Source organism: Pseudomonas sp. RA_105y_Pfl2_P56 (assembly GCF_963970845.1).
In the GTDB taxonomy this organism is placed as follows: domain Bacteria; phylum Pseudomonadota; class Gammaproteobacteria; order Pseudomonadales; family Pseudomonadaceae; genus Aquipseudomonas; species Aquipseudomonas baetica_A.
Genome location: NZ_CAXAPL010000039.1, coordinates 18,417 through 35,138 on the forward strand (window position 1 = coordinate 18,417; position 16,722 = coordinate 35,138).

Consider the following 16,722-nt stretch of genomic DNA (forward strand, 5'->3'; position numbering starts at 1 on the left):
TCGCCCTGACACGGATGATTGCAAACTAACTGCCGTTCTCAGTCCGCCGGCTACTGACTTCAGCCGGCACGTCATCCCCTGCCATGCGCTTGCGGAATAACGCCGCCCGCGCCAGCAGCAGCGTGGTCACCGGCATGGTGATCGCCAGCAGAATCGGGATCAACCAGGCATGCAGGACCGGCCCGGATTTCAGCGCTGAAAAGCAGATGATCGACGCCAGTGCGACGCACCATGCACCCAACGTCGAAGCCAGTGCTGGCGGGTGCATGCGCTGGAAGTAATCTTTCATCCGCAGCAATCCGGTCGCGCCGATCAGCGTAAACACACCGCCGAGCACCAGCAGGATCGCCACCGCAATCTCGACCCACAGAGACCATTCAGCGTTCATTCGATCACCTCGCCACGCAGCAGGAATTTCGCCAGGGCAAACGAGCCGACGAAGCCGAACAGCGCAATCAGCAGCGCCGCTTCGAAGTAAGTGTCACTGGCGTAACGAATGCCCAGGGTCAGCATCATCAGCATTGCAACGATGTACAGATAATCCAGTGCCAACACCCGATCCTGCGCCGACGGCCCTTTGAACAGGCGGATCAGGGTCAGCACCATTGCCAGCGAGAACAAAAACAGCGTCAGCAGGATCGCGTTCGACAGGAATGGGCTCATTCGTAAATCTCCATCAACGGCCGCTCGTAAGCAGTCTTGAAGTGCTCAATGAACTGCGCTTCATCATCCAGATCCCAAATGTGCAGCAGCAAAATGCTGCGATCCAGCGACAGTTCCGACCACACCGTGCCGGGCACTACCGTGCAGATCATCGACAGCGCAGCCAGGCCATGGGCATCGCGCAGGTCCAGCGGCACTTTGACAAAACACGAGCGCGGCGGGCGGCGGCCGGCGTTGAGCACGCCCCACGCCACGATCAGGTTGGACATCACCACATCACGGCCGACAAGCAGGAGCAGACGCAGGATCGTCCCGGGACGGCGAATGCGCACGGGTTTTGGACGCAATTTACGCATCATCAGCGGCGCAGCAAAACCCAGCATCATGCCGAGCAGCAGATTACCGGGGCTGACCGACAGATTCAGCGTCAGCCACAAAACACACAGCGCCAGGGATAACAACGGTGCAGGAAACACGCGCTTCATGGCTGTACCTCCAGGATGGCGGCTTTGGCTTCCGGGCTCGGTACGGCGCGAGTGCCGAGCACGGCCATCACGTACTGCTGCGGGTTGTGCAAGGCATCAGCGGTCGCTTGGGTGTAGCGCAGCAGCGGCTCAGCCTTGAACGTGAGGAGGATGCTCAACCCCAGCAACAGGAAAATCGGCGTGCATTCGAGTTTGCGCAACAGCGGTGAAGGGCGCTCTTGCGGCGTCCAGAATCGCTGGACGCCGAGGCGCGAGAAGGCCATCAACGACGCCAGCCCGGAAAGGATCAGCAGCACAAGCAGTGCCCATGCCGCATTGGAAATCGGCGCGTCAGTGCCCAGCCCCAGCGGATTGAGCAGCGCACCGATCAGGCTGAGTTTGCCGATGAATCCGGACAGCGGCGGCATGCCGATAATCAGCAACGCGCAGGCGATGAAACTCAGGCCGAGAAACGCCATGGTCCACGGGATGACCTGACCGACCACGGCTTTCTGCTCGTCATCGAGGTTGATGCCTTTGGGCGGTTGCAGGGATTCCTGTGGACGTGGCAGCAGTTCGCTTTCGTCTTCCAGCGCAATCTCGTTGGCCGAGCGTGAACGCTCGATCAACTCAGCCAGCAGGAACAGTGCGCTCAACGCCAAGGTCGAGCTGACCAGATAGAACAGTGCCGCGCCGATCAGGTTCGGCTGGGCGAAACCCACGGCCGACAGCAGTATCCCCGCCGACACCAGAATGCTCAGGCTGGCCATGCGCTCAAGCCGTTGCGCAGCAATAATCGCCAGCGCTGCGCACGCAATCGTCGCCATACCGCCGTAGATCAGCCAGTCGCCACCGAAGAAGGACGAAGCCCCAGCCTGGCCGGAGAACAGCAGGGTCCACAGGCGCAGCAGGGTGTAAACGCCGACCTTGGTCATGATCGCGAACATCGCCGCAACCGGCGCGCTGGCCGAAGAGTACGCCGGCACCAGCCAGAAGTTCAGCGGCCACATACCGGCCTTGGCCAGGAACGCTACCGCGAGAATCCCCGCACCGGCGTGCAGCAAACCGCGGTCGGCTTCCGGCACCAGTGGGATTTTCAGGGCCAGATCGGCCATGTTCAGCGTACCGGTGACGCCATAGATCAGCGCCGCACCGATCAGAAACAGCGACGAGGCGAGCAGATTGATCGAGATGTAATGCAAACCCGACGACACCCGCGCCCGGCCGGAGCCGTGCAGCAACAGACCGTAGGACGCGGCCAGCAGCACTTCGAAGAACACGAACAGGTTGAACAGATCAGCAGTGAGGAACGCGCCATACAGGCCCATCAACTGAATCTGGAACAATGCGTGGAAGCTTGAGCCCGCGCCATCCCAGCGCGCCATCGCAAAGAGGAGGGCGCTGACGCCGATGATCCCGGTCAGCACCAGCATCAACGCTGACAGGCGATCGACCACCAGCACGATGCCGAACGGCGCCTGCCAGTTGCCCGGCAGGTACACGCCGATCGAGCCGGGCACGCCAGTGGTCTGCGTCCATTGCAGCAACATCACGGAAATGAACAGGCCAAGCAAGCTGGAGAACAGGTTGATTTTCGCCTTCAGCGGTCGGTGTTTTTCGCCGAGCATCAACATGATGGCGGCGGTCAGCAGCGGCAGCAGAATCGGTGCGGCGATCAGGTGAGTCATCGCCATCATTCTTTAGGCTCCCGGCCGTCAACGTGGTCGGTGCCGGTCAGGCCGCGCGAGGCGAGCAGAACGACGAGAAACAACGCGGTCATGGCGAAGCTGATGACGATCGCCGTCAATACCAAAGCCTGTGGCAGCGGGTCGGTGTAGTGCAGCAAATCTTGCGTCACGCCGTCCTTGATCACCGGCTCCTTGCCGATAAACAGGCTGCCCATGCTGAAGATGAACAGGTTGACCGCGTATGACAGCAGACACAGGCCCATGACCACCTGAAAGGTCCGTGGTCGCAGGATCAGCCAGACGCCGGACGCGGCGAGGATGCCGATGGCGATTGCGATGACTTCTTCCATCAGACGGCTCCTTTGCTGGCGACGGACTTGGGCAACGATGCGGTCTTGTGCCCGCGCACCGATTGGTGGGCGAGGGCGGTGAGGATCAACAGCGTCGAACCGACCACCACGCCGTACACGCCGATATCAAAGAACAGCGCACTGGCGATATGGATCTCGCCCAGCAGCGGCAATGCGAAATGCCAGGTGTGCGTGGTCAGGAACGGGTAGCCGACCGCCAGCGCTCCGAGTCCGGTCGCCGTGGCGAACAGCAACCCCGTCCCCATCCAGCGCAGTGGTCGCAGGCTCATTTGCGCCTCGACCCACTGCGTACCGGCCACCATGTATTGCAGGATGAACGCCACCGACATCACCAGGCCGGCGACAAAACCGCCGCCCGGCTGATTGTGGCCGCGCATGAACAGGTAGAACGACACCACCAGAGCAATCGGCAGCAGCAGTCGTACCAGCACCGCAGGCACCATCATGAAGCCGAGCGCGGTATCGCTGGCCGTACGCGGGTTGACCAGATCAGTGACCACGTCCGGCGCCAGCAGGCGTTGCTGTGCGGGCAGTTGCAGGCTCTCTTTCGGTGGGCGGAAGCGGCGCAGCAAGGCAAACACTGTCAGCGCCACCGCGACCAGCACGGTGATTTCGCCGAGGGTATCGAAGCCACGGAAGTCCACCAGCATCACGTTGACCACGTTGCTGCCGCCGCCCTCAGGCATGGCGCGACTGAGGTAGAACGAGGAAATGTCGTTCGGTGTCTGGCGCGTGAGCATGGCGTACGACAGCAGTGCCATGCCGCCGCCGACGGCAATCGACAGCAGCAAGTCGCGCAGACGACGAATGCGCGCCTTGCGCAGGGTGCTCGGCAGTGGCGAGACTTCCTCGATCCGTCGTGGCAACCAGCGCAGGCCTAGCAGGATCAGTACCGTGGTGACCACTTCGACCGCCAATTGCGTGAGGGCCAGATCCGGTGCGGAGAACCAGACGAAGGTCACGCAGGTCATCAGGCCGCAAACACTGACCATGGTCAAAGCCGCGAGACGGTGATACTTGGCTTGCCAGGCGGCACCAAGGGCGCAGGCAATTGCCAGTAGCCACAGGGTCACGAAGACGATGGAGCCGGGGATTTTCGGCCGGTCGCCCCAGCTCAGGCTGCTGTGCAACATCGCAATCAGGCCCGCGAGCACCGCCGCCAATACCACCAGAAACAATTGCATTTGCAGGCGACGGGTGCCGAGTCGGCGCTCGACCCTGCGGGCCATGCGCATCATGACGACCAGACTGCGCTCGAACAGGTGCTTGCCGTTGAAGCGGCCTATCAGTGGCGGATATTTGAAGCGCCCGCGCTTGAGTTGCTTGCGCAGCAACAAATAGACGACGATGCCGGCGGACATGGCAATCAGGCTCATGATCATCGGGGCGTTCAGACCGTGCCAGATCGCCAGGCTGTACTCCGGCAAGGTGCCACCCACCACGGGCAGCGCGGCGGCTGCAAGCAGCGGGCCGACCACGTGCGCGGGGAAAATCCCCACGACCAGGCAGGTGAACACCAGCAGTTCGACCGGCGCACGCATCCAGCGGGGTGGTTCGTGCGGGGTGTGCGGCAGGTCGGTGGCTGGCGGGCCAAAGAACACATCGACGGTGAAGCGTAGCGAGTAAGCGACGCTGAACGTACCGGCGATGGTCGCGACAATCGGCAACGCCGCTTCGACCCACGCGGTGGCGTTGATGAACACGGTTTCGGCGAAGAACATCTCCTTCGACAGGAAGCCGTTGAGCAACGGCACGCCGGCCATCGAAGCGCTGGCAACCATGGCCAGCGTCGCTGTGAACGGAATCAGTTTGATCAGGCCGCTGAGTTTGCGGATATCGCGAGTACCGCTTTCATGGTCGATGATGCCTGCCGCCATGAACAGCGAGGCCTTGAACGTGGCGTGGTTAAGGATGTGGAACACCGCCGCGACGGCGGCCAGCGGACTGTTCAGCCCCAGCAGCAGGGTGATCAGGCCGAGATGGCTGATGGTCGAGTAGGCCAGCAGACCCTTGAGATCGTTCTGGAACATCGCGCAATAGGCGCCGAGCAACAGCGTACATGCGCCGGCACCGCTGACGATGTAGAACCATTCTTCAGTGCCGGACAGCGACGGCCACAGGCGCGCGAGCAGGAAAACCCCTGCCTTGACCATGGTTGCCGAGTGCAGATACGCGGAGACTGGCGTTGGCGCCGCCATCGCATGGGGCAGCCAGAAGTGGAAGGGGAACTGGGCACTTTTGCTGAGTGCGCCGATGAGGATGAGAGGTAATAGAAGAGGGTAGAGGGCATGTGCGCGAATCTGATCGCCGGCGGCCAGGACCTTGTCCAGGTCATAGCTGCCGACGACATGGCCGAGGATCATGACCCCCGCCAGCAGACAGAGTCCACCGGCCCCTGTAACCATCAATGCCATATAGGCACCGCGGCGGGCGTCCGCGCGGTGGTGCCAGTAGCCGATCAACAGGAATGAGAAGAGGCTGGTCAGCTCCCAGAAAAACACAATCTGGATCAGGTTGCCGGAAATCACCAGCCCGAGCATGGCGCCCATGAACGCCAGAAAAAACGCGAAGAAACGCGGCACCGGGTCGTCCGGAGACATGTAATAACGGGCATATAAAGAGACGAGCGTGCCGATGCCGAGCACCAGCATCGAGAACAACCAGGCGAAGCCGTCCATGCGCAGGACGAAGTTCAACCCCAGGCTGGGGAGCCACATGAACTCTTCGCGGATGACGCCGCCATCGGCGATTTGCGGATACAGCATCGCGACCTGGACGGTGCCGATCAGAGCGACCAGACCTGCCAACAGGGATTCGGTATTACGCGCATTGTGTGGCAGCACCGCTGCCAGACAGCTGCCTATGAAAGGCAGAAGCAGTAGAACTATCAGGGACATAGGCTTCTAATCTGCGGAAGTTTGTGAAGCATCATACGTGCCAGCTCCCCGATCACCAAACGCCAGGATGTCTCAGAATCCTACAAAATAGTCTGGAAATTTCTGTTTGGCATTGTTTCGCAGGAAAGGAAGTTGCCAGTGATGGTCCCATCGCGAGAAGGCTTACGCTCACGGGGGACAAACAATACCTGTGGGCGCGGGCTCGCTCGCGAAGGCAATGCTTTGGATAGCACCCAGCCTGGTTTAACCCTGAGTTTCCCGCTCCAGCTCAGTCTCTGCTTCGGCAGCTTTACCCTTGGTCTTCAACTCACTGACAATCACTGCCGCCACAATCAACCCAGCGCCCAGCAGTGCAATCGCTGGCAAGCGCTCACCGGCAATCCGTCCGACAATCCCGGCCCACACCGGCTCACCGGCATAGATCAACGTGGCCCGCGTCGGCGATACACTCTTCTGTGCCCAGTTCATTGCCACCTGAATCGCCGCACTCGCGGCGCCCAGTCCCAGTGCGGTCACCAGCAGCGTCCAGGAAAAGTCCGGAATCGCTTCGTTCGTCGGCACCACCAGCAGAAACGACAAGACAGCCGTCACCGCCAACTGCACCACGGTCACCCGGCGCACATCGACTTGCCCGGCATAAGTGCTGATCAGAATGATTTCGGCCGCAATGGCAATGGCGCTGATCAGCGTGGCGATTTCCCCGGGGCTGAAATTCAGCGAGGCCCCCGACGGCCCCGACAGCAGCATCAAACCGGTAAACGCCAGCATGATACCGATGCTCGGCATCAACCCCGGTCGCCGCCCGAGCACCAGCCATTGCAGCAACGGGACGAACGGCACGTACAACGCGGTGATGAATGCTGACTGACTGCTCGGGATCGATTGCAGACCGACCGTCTGCAAACCGTAGCCGAGCATGATCGCCACACCGATGAAGGCGCCGGCCTTGAGTTCGAACAGGGTCAGTTCGCGCAGATGGCGCCAAGAGAACAGCGCCACGATGCACGCCGCAGCGGCGAATCGCAGACCGACAAAAAACATCGGCCCACTGACGGTCATCGCGTGTTGCACCAGCAGGAAAGTGCCGCCCCAGACCATGGTGATCAGCACCAGCACGCACTCGGCTTTGCTGAAACGGGAGAAACGGAGGGAGGTGTCGGGGCGATTCACTGACGTCATGACCTTGCGCACTATAAAAGGCAGGACGCACAATGCGCCCAACGTTGCGCAGTATACTGCCCAACCCCACCGAGTGAGCAATATAGTGCCCAAAGATTCCAGCCAACGAGCGTCCGTCCTGCAACACGTCAGCCAGAACGTCCGGCGTCTGCGCCACGCGGCAGACATGAGCCAGACCGCGTTGGCGGAAAAATCCGGGGTGAGCCGGCGCATGCTGGTGGCGATCGAGGCGGGCGAAAAGAATGTCAGCCTGACCACCCTCGACCGCGTCGCCGAAGCACTCGACGTCGCCTTCAGTGATCTGATCCAGGCATCCGACGCGCGCGATCCGAGCCGCATCAACGAGGTGGCGTGGGCCGGTGTCATCCCCGGCAGCAAAGCGGTATTGCTGTCGAAGGCTACCGCGACCCGCGAAGTCGAACAGTGGGAATGGTGCCTGCAACCCGGCGAGGTCTATCCCTCGCAACCGGATGCCGACGGTTGGAGTGAGCAGATTTATGTGTTTGCGGGTTGCCTGACGCTGATGCTCGGCGATCAACCGCAGCACATCAACGCGGGTGAGTTTTTCATGTTCGCCAGCAACCAGCCGCACGCCTATCGCAATGATGGGGATGTGGCGGCGCGGTTTGTCCGTAATGTGGTGATCTGAATGAGTCAGAGCGCAGATATCCTGATTATTGGCGGCGGCCTCAGCGGCACGATGCTGGCGGTGCAATTGCTGCGTCTGCCCGGTCAACGCAAGATTCTGATCATTGAACCGCGCGCCGAAGTGGGGCGCGGCGAGGCTTACAGCGCAGTCGAACCTGGCCATACGCTTAATGGCAACGCGGCGCGAATGAGCGTCGACCCGGATAACCCCAATGACCTGACGCAGTGGCTGACCGAGCATATTGCCGCTGGTGGCTGGCCGGAGTCGGCTGAGCAAAATGTACCTGTCAGTGAGTTGTTCCCGCCTCGTGGATTGTTCGGCGTTTACGTGCAACAACGGTTAGCCGAAGCCCGCAATGCCGGTGCGCAACAAGGCTCGACAGTCGAGCATGTCCGCGCGGAGGTCGTCGATCTGCACGCCGATGCGGATTCAGTGCACTTGACCTTGAGTGACGGTCAACTTTTACACGGCGCATTTGCTGTGCTCGCCACAGGCATGTTTCCCGCCGCACGCACGCCGCAGAAAGAATCTAGTGGCCTCAACGCCACCGCACTTGACCCTTGGGACGTCGCGGCCATGCGCCAACTCGATCCGCAATCGACCGTGCTGATCATCGGCTCCGGCCTGACCATGGTCGATGCCGTGGTCTCACTGGAACAGGCCGGGCATCGCGGGCCTATCGAGGTGTTTTCCCGTCACGGCTTGCTGCCTCACGTACGGCGCCAACCACCGGTTTGGGTGGATTTCCTCGCTGAAGATCCTGGCATTCGCTCGCCACGGCAGTTGCTGCGCGAATTGCGTCGGCATTGCCGTGAGGCCATCGCCCAAGGCATTGATTGGCAGGCGCCTCTGGACACGGTGCGCGCTCACATCGGACGCTTGTGGAGTCAGGCGACTGACGTGCAGCGTCGACAATTCGTACGGCATGTGCGGCCGTGGTGGGAGAGTCATCACCATCGTTCGCCGCCGCTGAGTGCGCAGTTGGTCGAACGGCTGCAGGGCGAGGGGCGGTTGCGGATTCAGGCGGCTTCTTTCAAAGGGCTTGAAACGTGCGTGGCGGACGGTGTGAGTATTCGCATTCGTCGCCGTGGTGAGGCTCAAACCTGTGTAGTTCATGGCGCTGCGCTGATCAATTCCAGTGGCATCGAGTATGACTGGCGTCGGGTGGCGCGACCGTTGCCGCAGCAGTTGCTGGCGCGGGGATTGGTGCGACCGGGGCCGTTGGCGTTGGGGATCGCGGCTGCGATTGATGGTGCAGTGCTGAACGAACACGGGCAGGCAGCGAATCGGCTGTTCGCCATGGGCCCGCCGTTGCGCGGGATGTGGTGGGAGAGTACGGCAGTGACCGATGTGGCGTTACAGGCGAAGGCGTTGGCGATGCGATTGTGTGCTGAGCAAGGCTGAGGATTGAGGTTGCTGATCAGGGCCTCTTCGCGGACTTGCCTGCGAAGAGGCCAGCAGGTTCAACATCTCTGTCTACTGGTCTGGCCTATTCGCTAGCAAGCGAGTTCCCACAGGGTTGTGTAGCGGCTGAAAGCTTACGCGACCACTTGATAACACGGCACATACGCCGCGCCGCCCGGCAGTTTCATCCGGTGCTGCGCAACGAAAGCTTTGAGCAGCGCATCGAGCGGTTGCATGATCGCTGCGTCACCACGGATCTGGTACGGCCCGTGTTCCTCAATCAAGCGAATGCCCTTGTCCTTGACGTTGCCGGCCACGATCCCGGAGAACGCCCGGCGCAGGTTGGCCGCCAGTTCGTGTGGCGGCTGATCGCGGTGCAGTTTGAGGTTGGCCATGTTTTCGTGGGTCGGATCGAACGGACGCTGGAACCCCTCGTCGATTTTCAACAGCCAGTTGAAGTGGAAGGCGTCGTTGCGCTCGCGGCGGAACTGCTTCACGGCTTTCAGGCCCTGAGTCATCTGGCGCGCGACTTCGGCCGGGTCGTCGATGATGATTTCGTAGTGCTGTTTTGCGGCTTCGCCAAGGGTGGCGGTGACAAACGCGTCGAGTTGCTCCAGATACGGTGCGGCATGTTTCGGCCCGGTCAGTACGACCGGGAACGGCAGGCCCTCGTTGTCCGGGTGCATCAGGATACCCAGCAGGTACAGAAACTCTTCAGCAGTACCGGCGCCGCCCGGGAAGATGATGATGCCGTGGCCAACGCGCACGAACGCTTCGAGGCGTTTTTCGATGTCCGGCAGGATCACCAGTTCGTTGACGATCGGGTTGGGCGCTTCGGCGGCGATGATGCCCGGCTCGGTCAAGCCGAGGTAGCGACCGCCATGAATGCGTTGTTTGGCGTGGGCGATGGTCGCGCCCTTCATCGGGCCTTTCATGACGCCGGGGCCGCAACCGGTGCAGATGTCGAGGCTGCGCAGGCCCAGTTCGTGGCCGACTTTCTTGGTGTATTTGTACTCTTCGGTGTTGATCGAGTGGCCGCCCCAGCACACCACGATTTTCGGCTCGACACCCGGGCGCAGGGTGCGAGCGTTGCGCAGCAGGTGGAAGACGTAGTCGCTGATGCCTTGCGAAGTGCTCAGGTCGATGCGTTGGCTGTCGAGTTCATTCTCGGTGTAGACGATGTCGCGCAGAGCGCTGAACAGCATTTCCCGGGTGCTGGCGATCATTTCGCCGTCGACGAAGGCGTCGGCGGGAGCGTTCAGCAGCTCCAGGCGCACACCGCGATCCTGCTGGTGAATGCGGATTTCGAAATCCTTGTAGGCTTCAAGAATGGTCTTGGCGTTATCGACATGCGCGCCGGTATTGAGGATGGCCAGGGCGCACTGGCGGAAGAGGGTGTAGGTGCTGCCGGATCCGGCTTCGCTCAGTTGCTGAACTTCACGTTGAGAAAGGGTTTCCAGGCTGCCCTTCGGGCTGACCGAGGCGTTGATTACGTGTCGTTGGGTCATGCAATGATCCTTAAAACGATGTCATCTCAAGACGAGGCGATGGCATCCGAATAGTGTGTATCCATGAATGAAGATGGCACGATCTGCGCTGTACCGCCATGTCCCCGTTGATTGATAAAAAGATGAAAAGGAGCCCCAGCATAGCTAAATCCGCCGCAGAGGCGATAATGCCCCGGCCGGTTTTTTCCGTTGCCCTTTTTTGCCGCTCAAGGAAGTCATTCGTGATGTTTGAAATTCAGCCGATGGATGCCGCTACTTTTCGCCAGCAGACCCGCCGCAGCACGATCATCATCGCCGTGCTGTTTCTGGTGCTGGCGATGTTGTTTTCGGCGGTGGCAGTGGCGCTGTTCGGTGAGCCTGGCGGCGATAATCTGCGGTTCAATGTCGGTGGGGTCTTTGTCGCGTTCCTGTTGACGGCGGGGCTGTTGCGCGGGCGATTCTGGAATCAGAGCTGGATGGCCCCGGCTGTTTATAGCTGGCGGCTCAAGCGTAGCCTGATGAGTGTCACCAATGTGATGCATCAGGTGACGGCGGCGGTAGAAAAAAACGATCCGACGGCGATGAAGGTGTTGCGCTTCTATCATCTGGGGCTGACCCAGATGCATGAACTGGACGGTAACTCCAGTGATCACGGGCAACTGTGGCGGGAAGTTGAGCAGCATAAGGAACGCATGCAGGCGTTGGGGCTTGATATCGATCAGCCACGCCTTGATCCGGCGTGGCTGGAAGCCTTGAAATCCGCGTCGCGTTAAAACGGAATGCGCCTGGCTCGGCGCAGTTTCCACGAGCGGATCAGCCGCCCATAGACCAACAGGTTGACCGCCAGCACCACGCTGGCGAGTGCCAGTTGAATCTGCGGTGTCAGCCCGGCCGGGTAGATGATCGGCCAGATGTAATGCTCGATGAATCCACCGGCGTATTCGGTCTGTCCGGCGGCGTGGCGCATCAGGTTTTCCCAGTAGGTCAACGGACAGGTCAGGTGCAACACCTCGACCGCGAAGCCCCACGCGGCGGCGGGCAAGTGCAACCACATCAGCCGTGGCCACTTGAGCACCAGCAACCCGCCGAACAGCACGAACACAATGAACAACAAATGAAACAGCACCAGCCCGTCGGCTGCGATTCGGTACAGCATGTTGTCTCCCTGACGCGATTGTGAAAGGCGTTATGTTACGCGCAGGCCTTGGGCAATGGCGCAAGCTTGTTCAAGCCAGAGAGGTTTTTTAATGGCACCGTTATCAACGGCTTTTCTGGATGGAGAGCGTTATCTGCGATTCACGGTTGCCGCGCAGTAGGTTTCTTCAAGACGCTGGTGGTTGTAAGTTGCCCGCGTGAAACTGCTCTACGCTGTAAGGAGGGTAATTTACTTGTGGCAGGAGGTGTGCATGACGACTGAGCAAGAGCATCCTGAACGGGATGACGATGAGACGGATGAGCCGACGCAAGAAGAAATAGAGCGGGAGAAGCACAAGGAGCAAACCTGGAAACACGATGACGGCAGAGAGCTATCGGAGCCTGATCGCAAGTTGTAATTGATTCTTGCGAAAAAGCCCCGCATCAAAGCCTGAGCGGGGCTTTTCGTTATTTCAGAGATCGTCCATCTGCGTGAAATCGGGGTGTGAGGCCCGATATCCCAGGGTTTTGTCGATCCAGGCATTGAGTTCGTTGACCATCACCGGTGCCTGACCAGGATACTCTTCGAGGGTGGTGCGCAGGATACGTTCGATGTCGGGAACGGCACGCAGGTTTCGGGTTTTTATGTAGTGGCCGATAAAACAGTCGAGTTGAAAGCGTTCTGTCATGGACAGATGAATACACTCCAGGTCGTTGGCCTGTTTGATTGCAAAATCGTCGCGCAACTTGGTTCTCTGCAGGTTTGAAAAAGTTGTTGGGGATTCCTGGTTTTGTTGACTCTTCGGTCAACTGATATGCCAAATGGAAATGCGGCGCGCATGCTATCGCTAGCGCCTCTAAATGTATGTATGACGGTTGAAATGTCTGACAGGCGGTTAGTTCGTTCAAACGACTGTTTCGCATTGGGCTGTGTCATTGTTGAAACGCTTGTTGTAATGAAACGGAATCACTATTGATTCGAATCTTTTTAAATAAATTGATGCAAAGAACATTCAGGTCAGTTGTTCTATTAGCCTGGCGCCCTGATTGCGTGAATTTCCTACGGTTTTAGCGACTTTGTACCATTCGAACGTCTCCCAAGGTTCGCCTTCGAACAGAAGCATATGTTCGGCGCGTTCGACGGGCGTTGCTGGATCGAGCCATTCGCGCACCAAATCTGCGCAGAACACCACAGGTCGACGATCATGGATATCAAGCATGCCGCCGACGCTGTCCGCAGTGATGATCACAAATCCATCGTCGTCCCGCGCCTGCGTGCCGGATGTAGGAAGTTGTCCGATGGCGGCGCAGAAAACCGGTCCGTGATCGGCCCGACGGATCAGCCACGGTTGTCGGGTTTTATCCTCGGCATCCACCCACTCAAACCAGTTGTCGACCGGGACGATCAAGCGATGCCGCCAGATGGCCCGGAAGAATGGGCCATGGGCGACTTTCTCCACTCGCGCGTTGATTGGCGCTGCGCGATCCTTGGCCCAGTGTGGGCGCCAGCCCCAGCGCAGGTTGTCAGCGCACAGTCGTTGATCGTGCTGATGGAGCACGGCCAGCGAAGTGGTCGGGGCCGCGTTGTAGCGATTCAGCGGCGCGTCGCCCACATGATTGAGCAACGCATCCGGGATGCTCAGCACAGCAACGAAATCGTGAATGCCACGGTACTGCGAGAGTCTTGCGCACATGGGCTGAATCTCCGGTTGGACGGTTTCAGCTTAGTCGCTGATGCGCTCTCAATCCTTGTCTTGAGCAGACACTGGCTAACTGAGCGAGCGCCGGAACCAAACCCTGTGTACCTTATCCAGCCTCGGCTCGCAGAACCGGGCGCAGGGAAGGGTAAGGGCGAAGGAGTTTTGCCAATCGACAACGTGACCGCAGCGGTCGGACTCAAGGCGAAACATGACAACCGGATTCAGACTTCTTTGTGCAGCAGCCATTGTTTTGGGGTTGGCCGGTTGCATTGCCGCGCCCATCGAATTGACCGCGCAAACCGAAACACGCCTGAAAGCTCAAGCGCCGGTGCGCTTTTTGCTGACGTACGATGATGGCCCCAGCGCCTCGAGTTTCTGGAATCCGTCGGCCACGGTCCTCGACAGCCTCAAAGACAACCCCCTGCAACCGGGCATCAAAGCGGTGTTCTTCGTCCAGACCCGTGCGCCCAGGGCAGGCGACAGCGAGATCGGCCGCGCCATCATGCGTCGCGAGCATGAGGAGGGGCATATTCTCGGGTTTCACACCGCGACCCACTGGCACACCAATCATCGATTGCTCGACCCGCGGGAGCTGGAAACGTCGCTGAGCAACGGTACGGCTGACATCGCCGCCATTACCGGGGCGCCACCCCGGTTATTGCGTCCGCCATTCTGGAACTACGACAAGCGCACTTTTGCCGCCTATCAACAACATGGATTACACGTCTTGTTGACGGATTTGAGCGCTAATGACGGCAAAATTTGGGGGTTTAACGCCAGCCCGCGGCGCCGGGCGAACCTGTTGCGGCAGTTGTCGCAAGTCCGGGAGCGCATCGCTCTTGGTGAGTTTCCAACCGTGGACGGGGTCATTCCGGTGGTGGTGACCTTCCATGACCTCAATCGCTACACCGCGCGGCATACTCGCGAATATCTGCAAATCCTGCTGGACAGTGCAGCCGCCACAGGCGTGAGGCTGGCGGACAAGCCGTTCTACGATGACCACGCTGCGCTGGAGAAGGCCGCGCTGGCGCGCACGGTTCAGCAAAGTTCGGATCAAGTGGAGTTACCGGGCATCTGGAACTGGGTCTGGGATCATGACGCCCACTGAGTCGTCGGGTCAATGTTGTGATCCGGTTGGCATTTTTGTATCGAGCAGGACACCAATGGCTCATCTATGCTTTCTGGGTTGACCGATTCTCTCATCGCCTGCGAGGCGTCAGCCCATGCTTGCCATCGCCGATATTTGCCGCATTGTCGAATCCGGCTTCCCCGCGTTTAAATGCGACTGCATTCCTACGCCGCAGGGGCTATTGCAAATCAAAGTCTATGAGCCCGACAGCGGTCACGTCGAGTTACTGCTCAATGGTGTTTCCCCGGAACATCTCGTCACGATCCGAGATATTTCCAACTTCATCGGTGAGTTACGCACGGAGATCAATGCGGGACGCAGGGCTTTTGCCGGTTAAACCTCATAAACGCCGCTGAAACGCCTGAACGATGCGCAACGTCGCGTCGCTGGTTTCCAGGTTCTGCACCGCGTCCAGTGGATGCCAGATGCAATCGGTGATCTCGTTCTGCGGGCGTACCTGGTCAATGTTCAATACCGATGCCTCGTAGACGTGATGCCGCGTGCTCCCGGTTTGCAGTTCCATCAGGTAAAGCACATCGTCTGCATCCAGTCCGGTTTCTTCCTGCAATTCACGCATGGCCGCATCCGCTCGGGTTTCCCCAGGCTCGACCTTGCCGCCGGGCAATGTCCAGCGACAGCGGGGTTTGCGCACCAGGAGTACGTGTCGATCCTGCTCGCAAATAACGGTTGCGCGTACTTTCATTTGTTACCTTTTTGGCGGGATGTCATAAACATGAAATAAAACTGCAATATTTGAGCCGACCCTTGTTCCAAGGTTCCTTGGGTTATGGCGCTTTTGGTTGTAAGAAAACTGGCAAACCCCTGACAGACAGCATCGCGACACTCGGTCGGCACTTCGGCGCAATCAGGGTGTAAGGTAAAAGCGTGTAGCTGAACCAACCGTTAGCGGACAGGAGGTGTCCATGAGCATTCCCATGTTGAACAAAATGCACATGAACGGCTATGACGTGCTCAGCGTGAACAACGGCCCGTGGCGGGTCTGCACCCAGGGTGACCGGCTGGCGTCGTTTCGCAGCAGAGAAGAGGCGCTGGCGTATGCAGCGGCGCTCCCCGGTTACAAAAAGCGCTCGACACGTGCTCAAACTGAGAGCGTGAGCTAAATATTTGTAACCTGTAACGAAAGAGCCCCGGTTTATGCCGGGGCTTGTGTTTTGGGCTGCGTCGGCCTCAGTGAACCTTGGTACGGCTGATGGCGCGAGCCTTTACTTCCTTGGCATACAGTTGCAGCCGCTCTTCATCGCTCTGCAGTACCTCGCAGGATCTCAGTACGGTCTGAGCATCCGCCTCGTTGCCGGACTGGCGCAACTGTTCGGCGATACGTTTGAGGTCGACGGCCGACCATCGCAGATCCGAGGCCACACTTTGCAAGTCACGCTGAAGTTCGTGTTCGTATTCATTGAGCCGCATGGTCATCTCCAGAACATTCTCGGTAGAAAAGACTAGTCGCATTTTTCACGGTGTGTGCGCAGTTCGTCTGTCATCGGCTCAAAGGACATGAAAATTGCCCAATCACCATTGAGGGCGCGGGGCCATGATGGATGTGTACTCCGTTACGCGATACATTCGCTTTTTTTTTAAGCAGGAAAACATGATGCGGATATGGATCGGGAGTTTGGCGTTGGTCATGTTGGCCGGTTGCTCGTTGCCGGCTTCATTGGTGCCGGGTGAGCCTAATCTCAGCAAGACCAGTGACAAAGCACCCAAAGACTATGCCGCGTGTGTATTGCCGTTATGGCAGCAGGATGTTGCAAAGGCTTCGCAGACGTCGATTTCCAACGGCTACCGCGTTACGGCGCCCAGCATCATCACCGCTGACGAGATTCTCGATATCGTGAAATACAAGGACGGCAGCCGCGTATCGCTGTATCAGGGGCCGCCGTGGGCCAAGTCCGGTTCGTTGCGCAAATCGGTGCGTGACTGCCTCTGACGACTGCTT

The 16,722-nt window shown here is 59.4% G+C and carries 21 protein-coding genes; 8 read left to right on the top strand and 13 right to left on the bottom strand.

Annotated elements, in window-relative coordinates:
• Window positions 1-25: 25 nt before the first annotated feature.
• The 7 genes from AACY11_RS22445 to AACY11_RS22475 form a co-directional block, all read right to left on the bottom strand.
• Window positions 26-388: a Na+/H+ antiporter subunit G gene (locus AACY11_RS22445; protein WP_339433113.1), complete on the bottom strand. Its 363-nt coding sequence runs from the start codon at window positions 386-388 to the stop codon at window positions 26-28.
• The gene (locus AACY11_RS22450) at window positions 385-663 is read right to left on the bottom strand and encodes a K+/H+ antiporter subunit F (RefSeq protein WP_221729610.1); all 279 of its coding nucleotides are present in this window, start codon (window positions 661-663) and stop codon (window positions 385-387) included. The genes AACY11_RS22445 and AACY11_RS22450 overlap by 4 nt, the downstream gene beginning before the upstream one ends.
• Complete coding sequence (locus AACY11_RS22455) at window positions 660-1,148, bottom strand: Na+/H+ antiporter subunit E (RefSeq protein ID WP_339433114.1); 489 nt, start codon at window positions 1,146-1,148, stop codon at window positions 660-662. Before AACY11_RS22455 ends, AACY11_RS22450 begins: the two co-directional genes overlap by 4 nt.
• Window positions 1,145-2,824, bottom strand: a complete 1,680-nt coding sequence (locus tag AACY11_RS22460) for a monovalent cation/H+ antiporter subunit D (RefSeq protein ID WP_339495743.1) — start codon at window positions 2,822-2,824, stop codon at window positions 1,145-1,147. The genes AACY11_RS22455 and AACY11_RS22460 overlap by 4 nt, the downstream gene beginning before the upstream one ends.
• Window positions 2,821-3,165 carry a Na+/H+ antiporter subunit C gene (locus AACY11_RS22465; protein ID WP_016775082.1) on the bottom strand — a complete coding sequence of 115 codons (345 nt, stop codon included), beginning with the start codon at window positions 3,163-3,165 and terminating at the stop codon, window positions 2,821-2,823. The genes AACY11_RS22460 and AACY11_RS22465 overlap by 4 nt, the downstream gene beginning before the upstream one ends.
• Entirely contained in the window at window positions 3,165-6,083 is a 2,919-nt protein-coding gene (locus AACY11_RS22470; RefSeq protein ID WP_339433116.1) for a monovalent cation/H+ antiporter subunit A, read from the bottom strand. The genes AACY11_RS22465 and AACY11_RS22470 overlap by 1 nt, the downstream gene beginning before the upstream one ends.
• Window positions 6,084-6,326: 243 nt before the next feature.
• The gene (locus AACY11_RS22475; RefSeq protein WP_339433117.1) at window positions 6,327-7,262 is read right to left on the bottom strand and encodes a DMT family transporter; all 936 of its coding nucleotides are present in this window, start codon (window positions 7,260-7,262) and stop codon (window positions 6,327-6,329) included.
• An 85-nt stretch (window positions 7,263-7,347) separates the two neighbouring features.
• Here AACY11_RS22475 and AACY11_RS22480 point away from each other — a divergent pair, with 85 nt between their 5' ends.
• Together AACY11_RS22480 and AACY11_RS22485 are read left to right on the top strand one after the other, a co-directional pair.
• Complete coding sequence (locus AACY11_RS22480; protein ID WP_339495744.1) at window positions 7,348-7,911, top strand: helix-turn-helix domain-containing protein; 564 nt, start codon at window positions 7,348-7,350, stop codon at window positions 7,909-7,911.
• On the top strand, window positions 7,912-9,315 hold the full coding sequence (locus tag AACY11_RS22485) for an FAD/NAD(P)-binding protein (protein ID WP_339433119.1): 1,404 nt from the start codon (window positions 7,912-7,914) through the stop codon (window positions 9,313-9,315). It begins immediately after the preceding gene.
• 134 nt (window positions 9,316-9,449) lie between these two features.
• Here AACY11_RS22485 and ppnN read toward each other — a convergent pair whose 3' ends face one another.
• Window positions 9,450-10,823 carry a nucleotide 5'-monophosphate nucleosidase PpnN gene (gene ppnN / locus AACY11_RS22490; protein ID WP_339495745.1) on the bottom strand — a complete coding sequence of 458 codons (1,374 nt, stop codon included), beginning with the start codon at window positions 10,821-10,823 and terminating at the stop codon, window positions 9,450-9,452.
• Window positions 10,824-11,047: 224 nt separating this feature from the next.
• Between ppnN and AACY11_RS22495 the strand changes: the two genes are divergently transcribed.
• Complete coding sequence (locus tag AACY11_RS22495; RefSeq protein ID WP_339495751.1) at window positions 11,048-11,575, top strand: DUF3087 domain-containing protein; 528 nt, start codon at window positions 11,048-11,050, stop codon at window positions 11,573-11,575.
• Here the strand turns inward: AACY11_RS22495 and AACY11_RS22500 are convergent.
• Entirely contained in the window at window positions 11,572-11,958 is a 387-nt protein-coding gene (locus tag AACY11_RS22500; RefSeq protein ID WP_339433121.1) for a DUF2784 domain-containing protein, read from the bottom strand. The genes AACY11_RS22495 and AACY11_RS22500 overlap by 4 nt on opposite strands.
• A 250-nt stretch (window positions 11,959-12,208) precedes the next feature.
• On the opposite strand from AACY11_RS22500, the gene AACY11_RS22505 reads away from it, so the two are divergent.
• Window positions 12,209-12,355, top strand: coding sequence for a hypothetical protein (locus AACY11_RS22505; RefSeq protein ID WP_339433122.1), 147 nt, complete (start codon window positions 12,209-12,211; stop codon window positions 12,353-12,355).
• A gap of 54 nt (window positions 12,356-12,409) precedes the next feature.
• On the opposite strand, the gene AACY11_RS22510 is transcribed toward AACY11_RS22505, so the two are convergent.
• Together AACY11_RS22510 and AACY11_RS22515 are read right to left on the bottom strand one after the other, a co-directional pair.
• Window positions 12,410-12,682 carry a hypothetical protein gene (locus AACY11_RS22510; RefSeq protein ID WP_339433123.1) on the bottom strand — a complete coding sequence of 91 codons (273 nt, stop codon included), beginning with the start codon at window positions 12,680-12,682 and terminating at the stop codon, window positions 12,410-12,412.
• A gap of 267 nt (window positions 12,683-12,949) precedes the next feature.
• Window positions 12,950-13,630 carry an SOS response-associated peptidase gene (locus AACY11_RS22515; RefSeq protein WP_339465940.1) on the bottom strand — a complete coding sequence of 227 codons (681 nt, stop codon included), beginning with the start codon at window positions 13,628-13,630 and terminating at the stop codon, window positions 12,950-12,952.
• A 214-nt stretch (window positions 13,631-13,844) separates the two neighbouring features.
• Here AACY11_RS22515 and AACY11_RS22520 point away from each other — a divergent pair, with 214 nt between their 5' ends.
• Window positions 13,845-14,744, top strand: coding sequence for a polysaccharide deacetylase family protein (locus AACY11_RS22520; RefSeq protein ID WP_339433125.1), 900 nt, complete (start codon window positions 13,845-13,847; stop codon window positions 14,742-14,744).
• Between the two features lie 115 nt (window positions 14,745-14,859).
• Window positions 14,860-15,102 carry a DUF1652 domain-containing protein gene (locus AACY11_RS22525; RefSeq protein WP_339433126.1) on the top strand — a complete coding sequence of 81 codons (243 nt, stop codon included), beginning with the start codon at window positions 14,860-14,862 and terminating at the stop codon, window positions 15,100-15,102.
• A gap of 3 nt (window positions 15,103-15,105) precedes the next feature.
• Here the strand turns inward: AACY11_RS22525 and AACY11_RS22530 are convergent, their stop codons facing one another.
• Window positions 15,106-15,468: an NUDIX hydrolase gene (locus AACY11_RS22530; protein WP_221729624.1), complete on the bottom strand. Its 363-nt coding sequence runs from the start codon at window positions 15,466-15,468 to the stop codon at window positions 15,106-15,108.
• Window positions 15,469-15,688: 220 nt separating this feature from the next.
• On the opposite strand from AACY11_RS22530, the gene AACY11_RS22535 reads away from it, so the two are divergent.
• Window positions 15,689-15,886: a DUF2188 domain-containing protein gene (locus tag AACY11_RS22535; RefSeq protein WP_339433128.1), complete on the top strand. Its 198-nt coding sequence runs from the start codon at window positions 15,689-15,691 to the stop codon at window positions 15,884-15,886.
• 67 nt (window positions 15,887-15,953) lie between these two features.
• On the opposite strand, the gene AACY11_RS22540 is transcribed toward AACY11_RS22535, so the two are convergent.
• Window positions 15,954-16,193 (bottom strand): hypothetical protein, encoded by a 240-nt coding sequence (locus AACY11_RS22540; RefSeq protein WP_221729626.1) that lies wholly within the window; start codon window positions 16,191-16,193, stop codon window positions 15,954-15,956.
• Between the two features lie 184 nt (window positions 16,194-16,377).
• Here AACY11_RS22540 and AACY11_RS22545 point away from each other — a divergent pair, with 184 nt between their 5' ends.
• Complete coding sequence (locus AACY11_RS22545; RefSeq protein WP_339433129.1) at window positions 16,378-16,713, top strand: hypothetical protein; 336 nt, start codon at window positions 16,378-16,380, stop codon at window positions 16,711-16,713.
• Window positions 16,714-16,722: the final 9 nt, after the last annotated feature.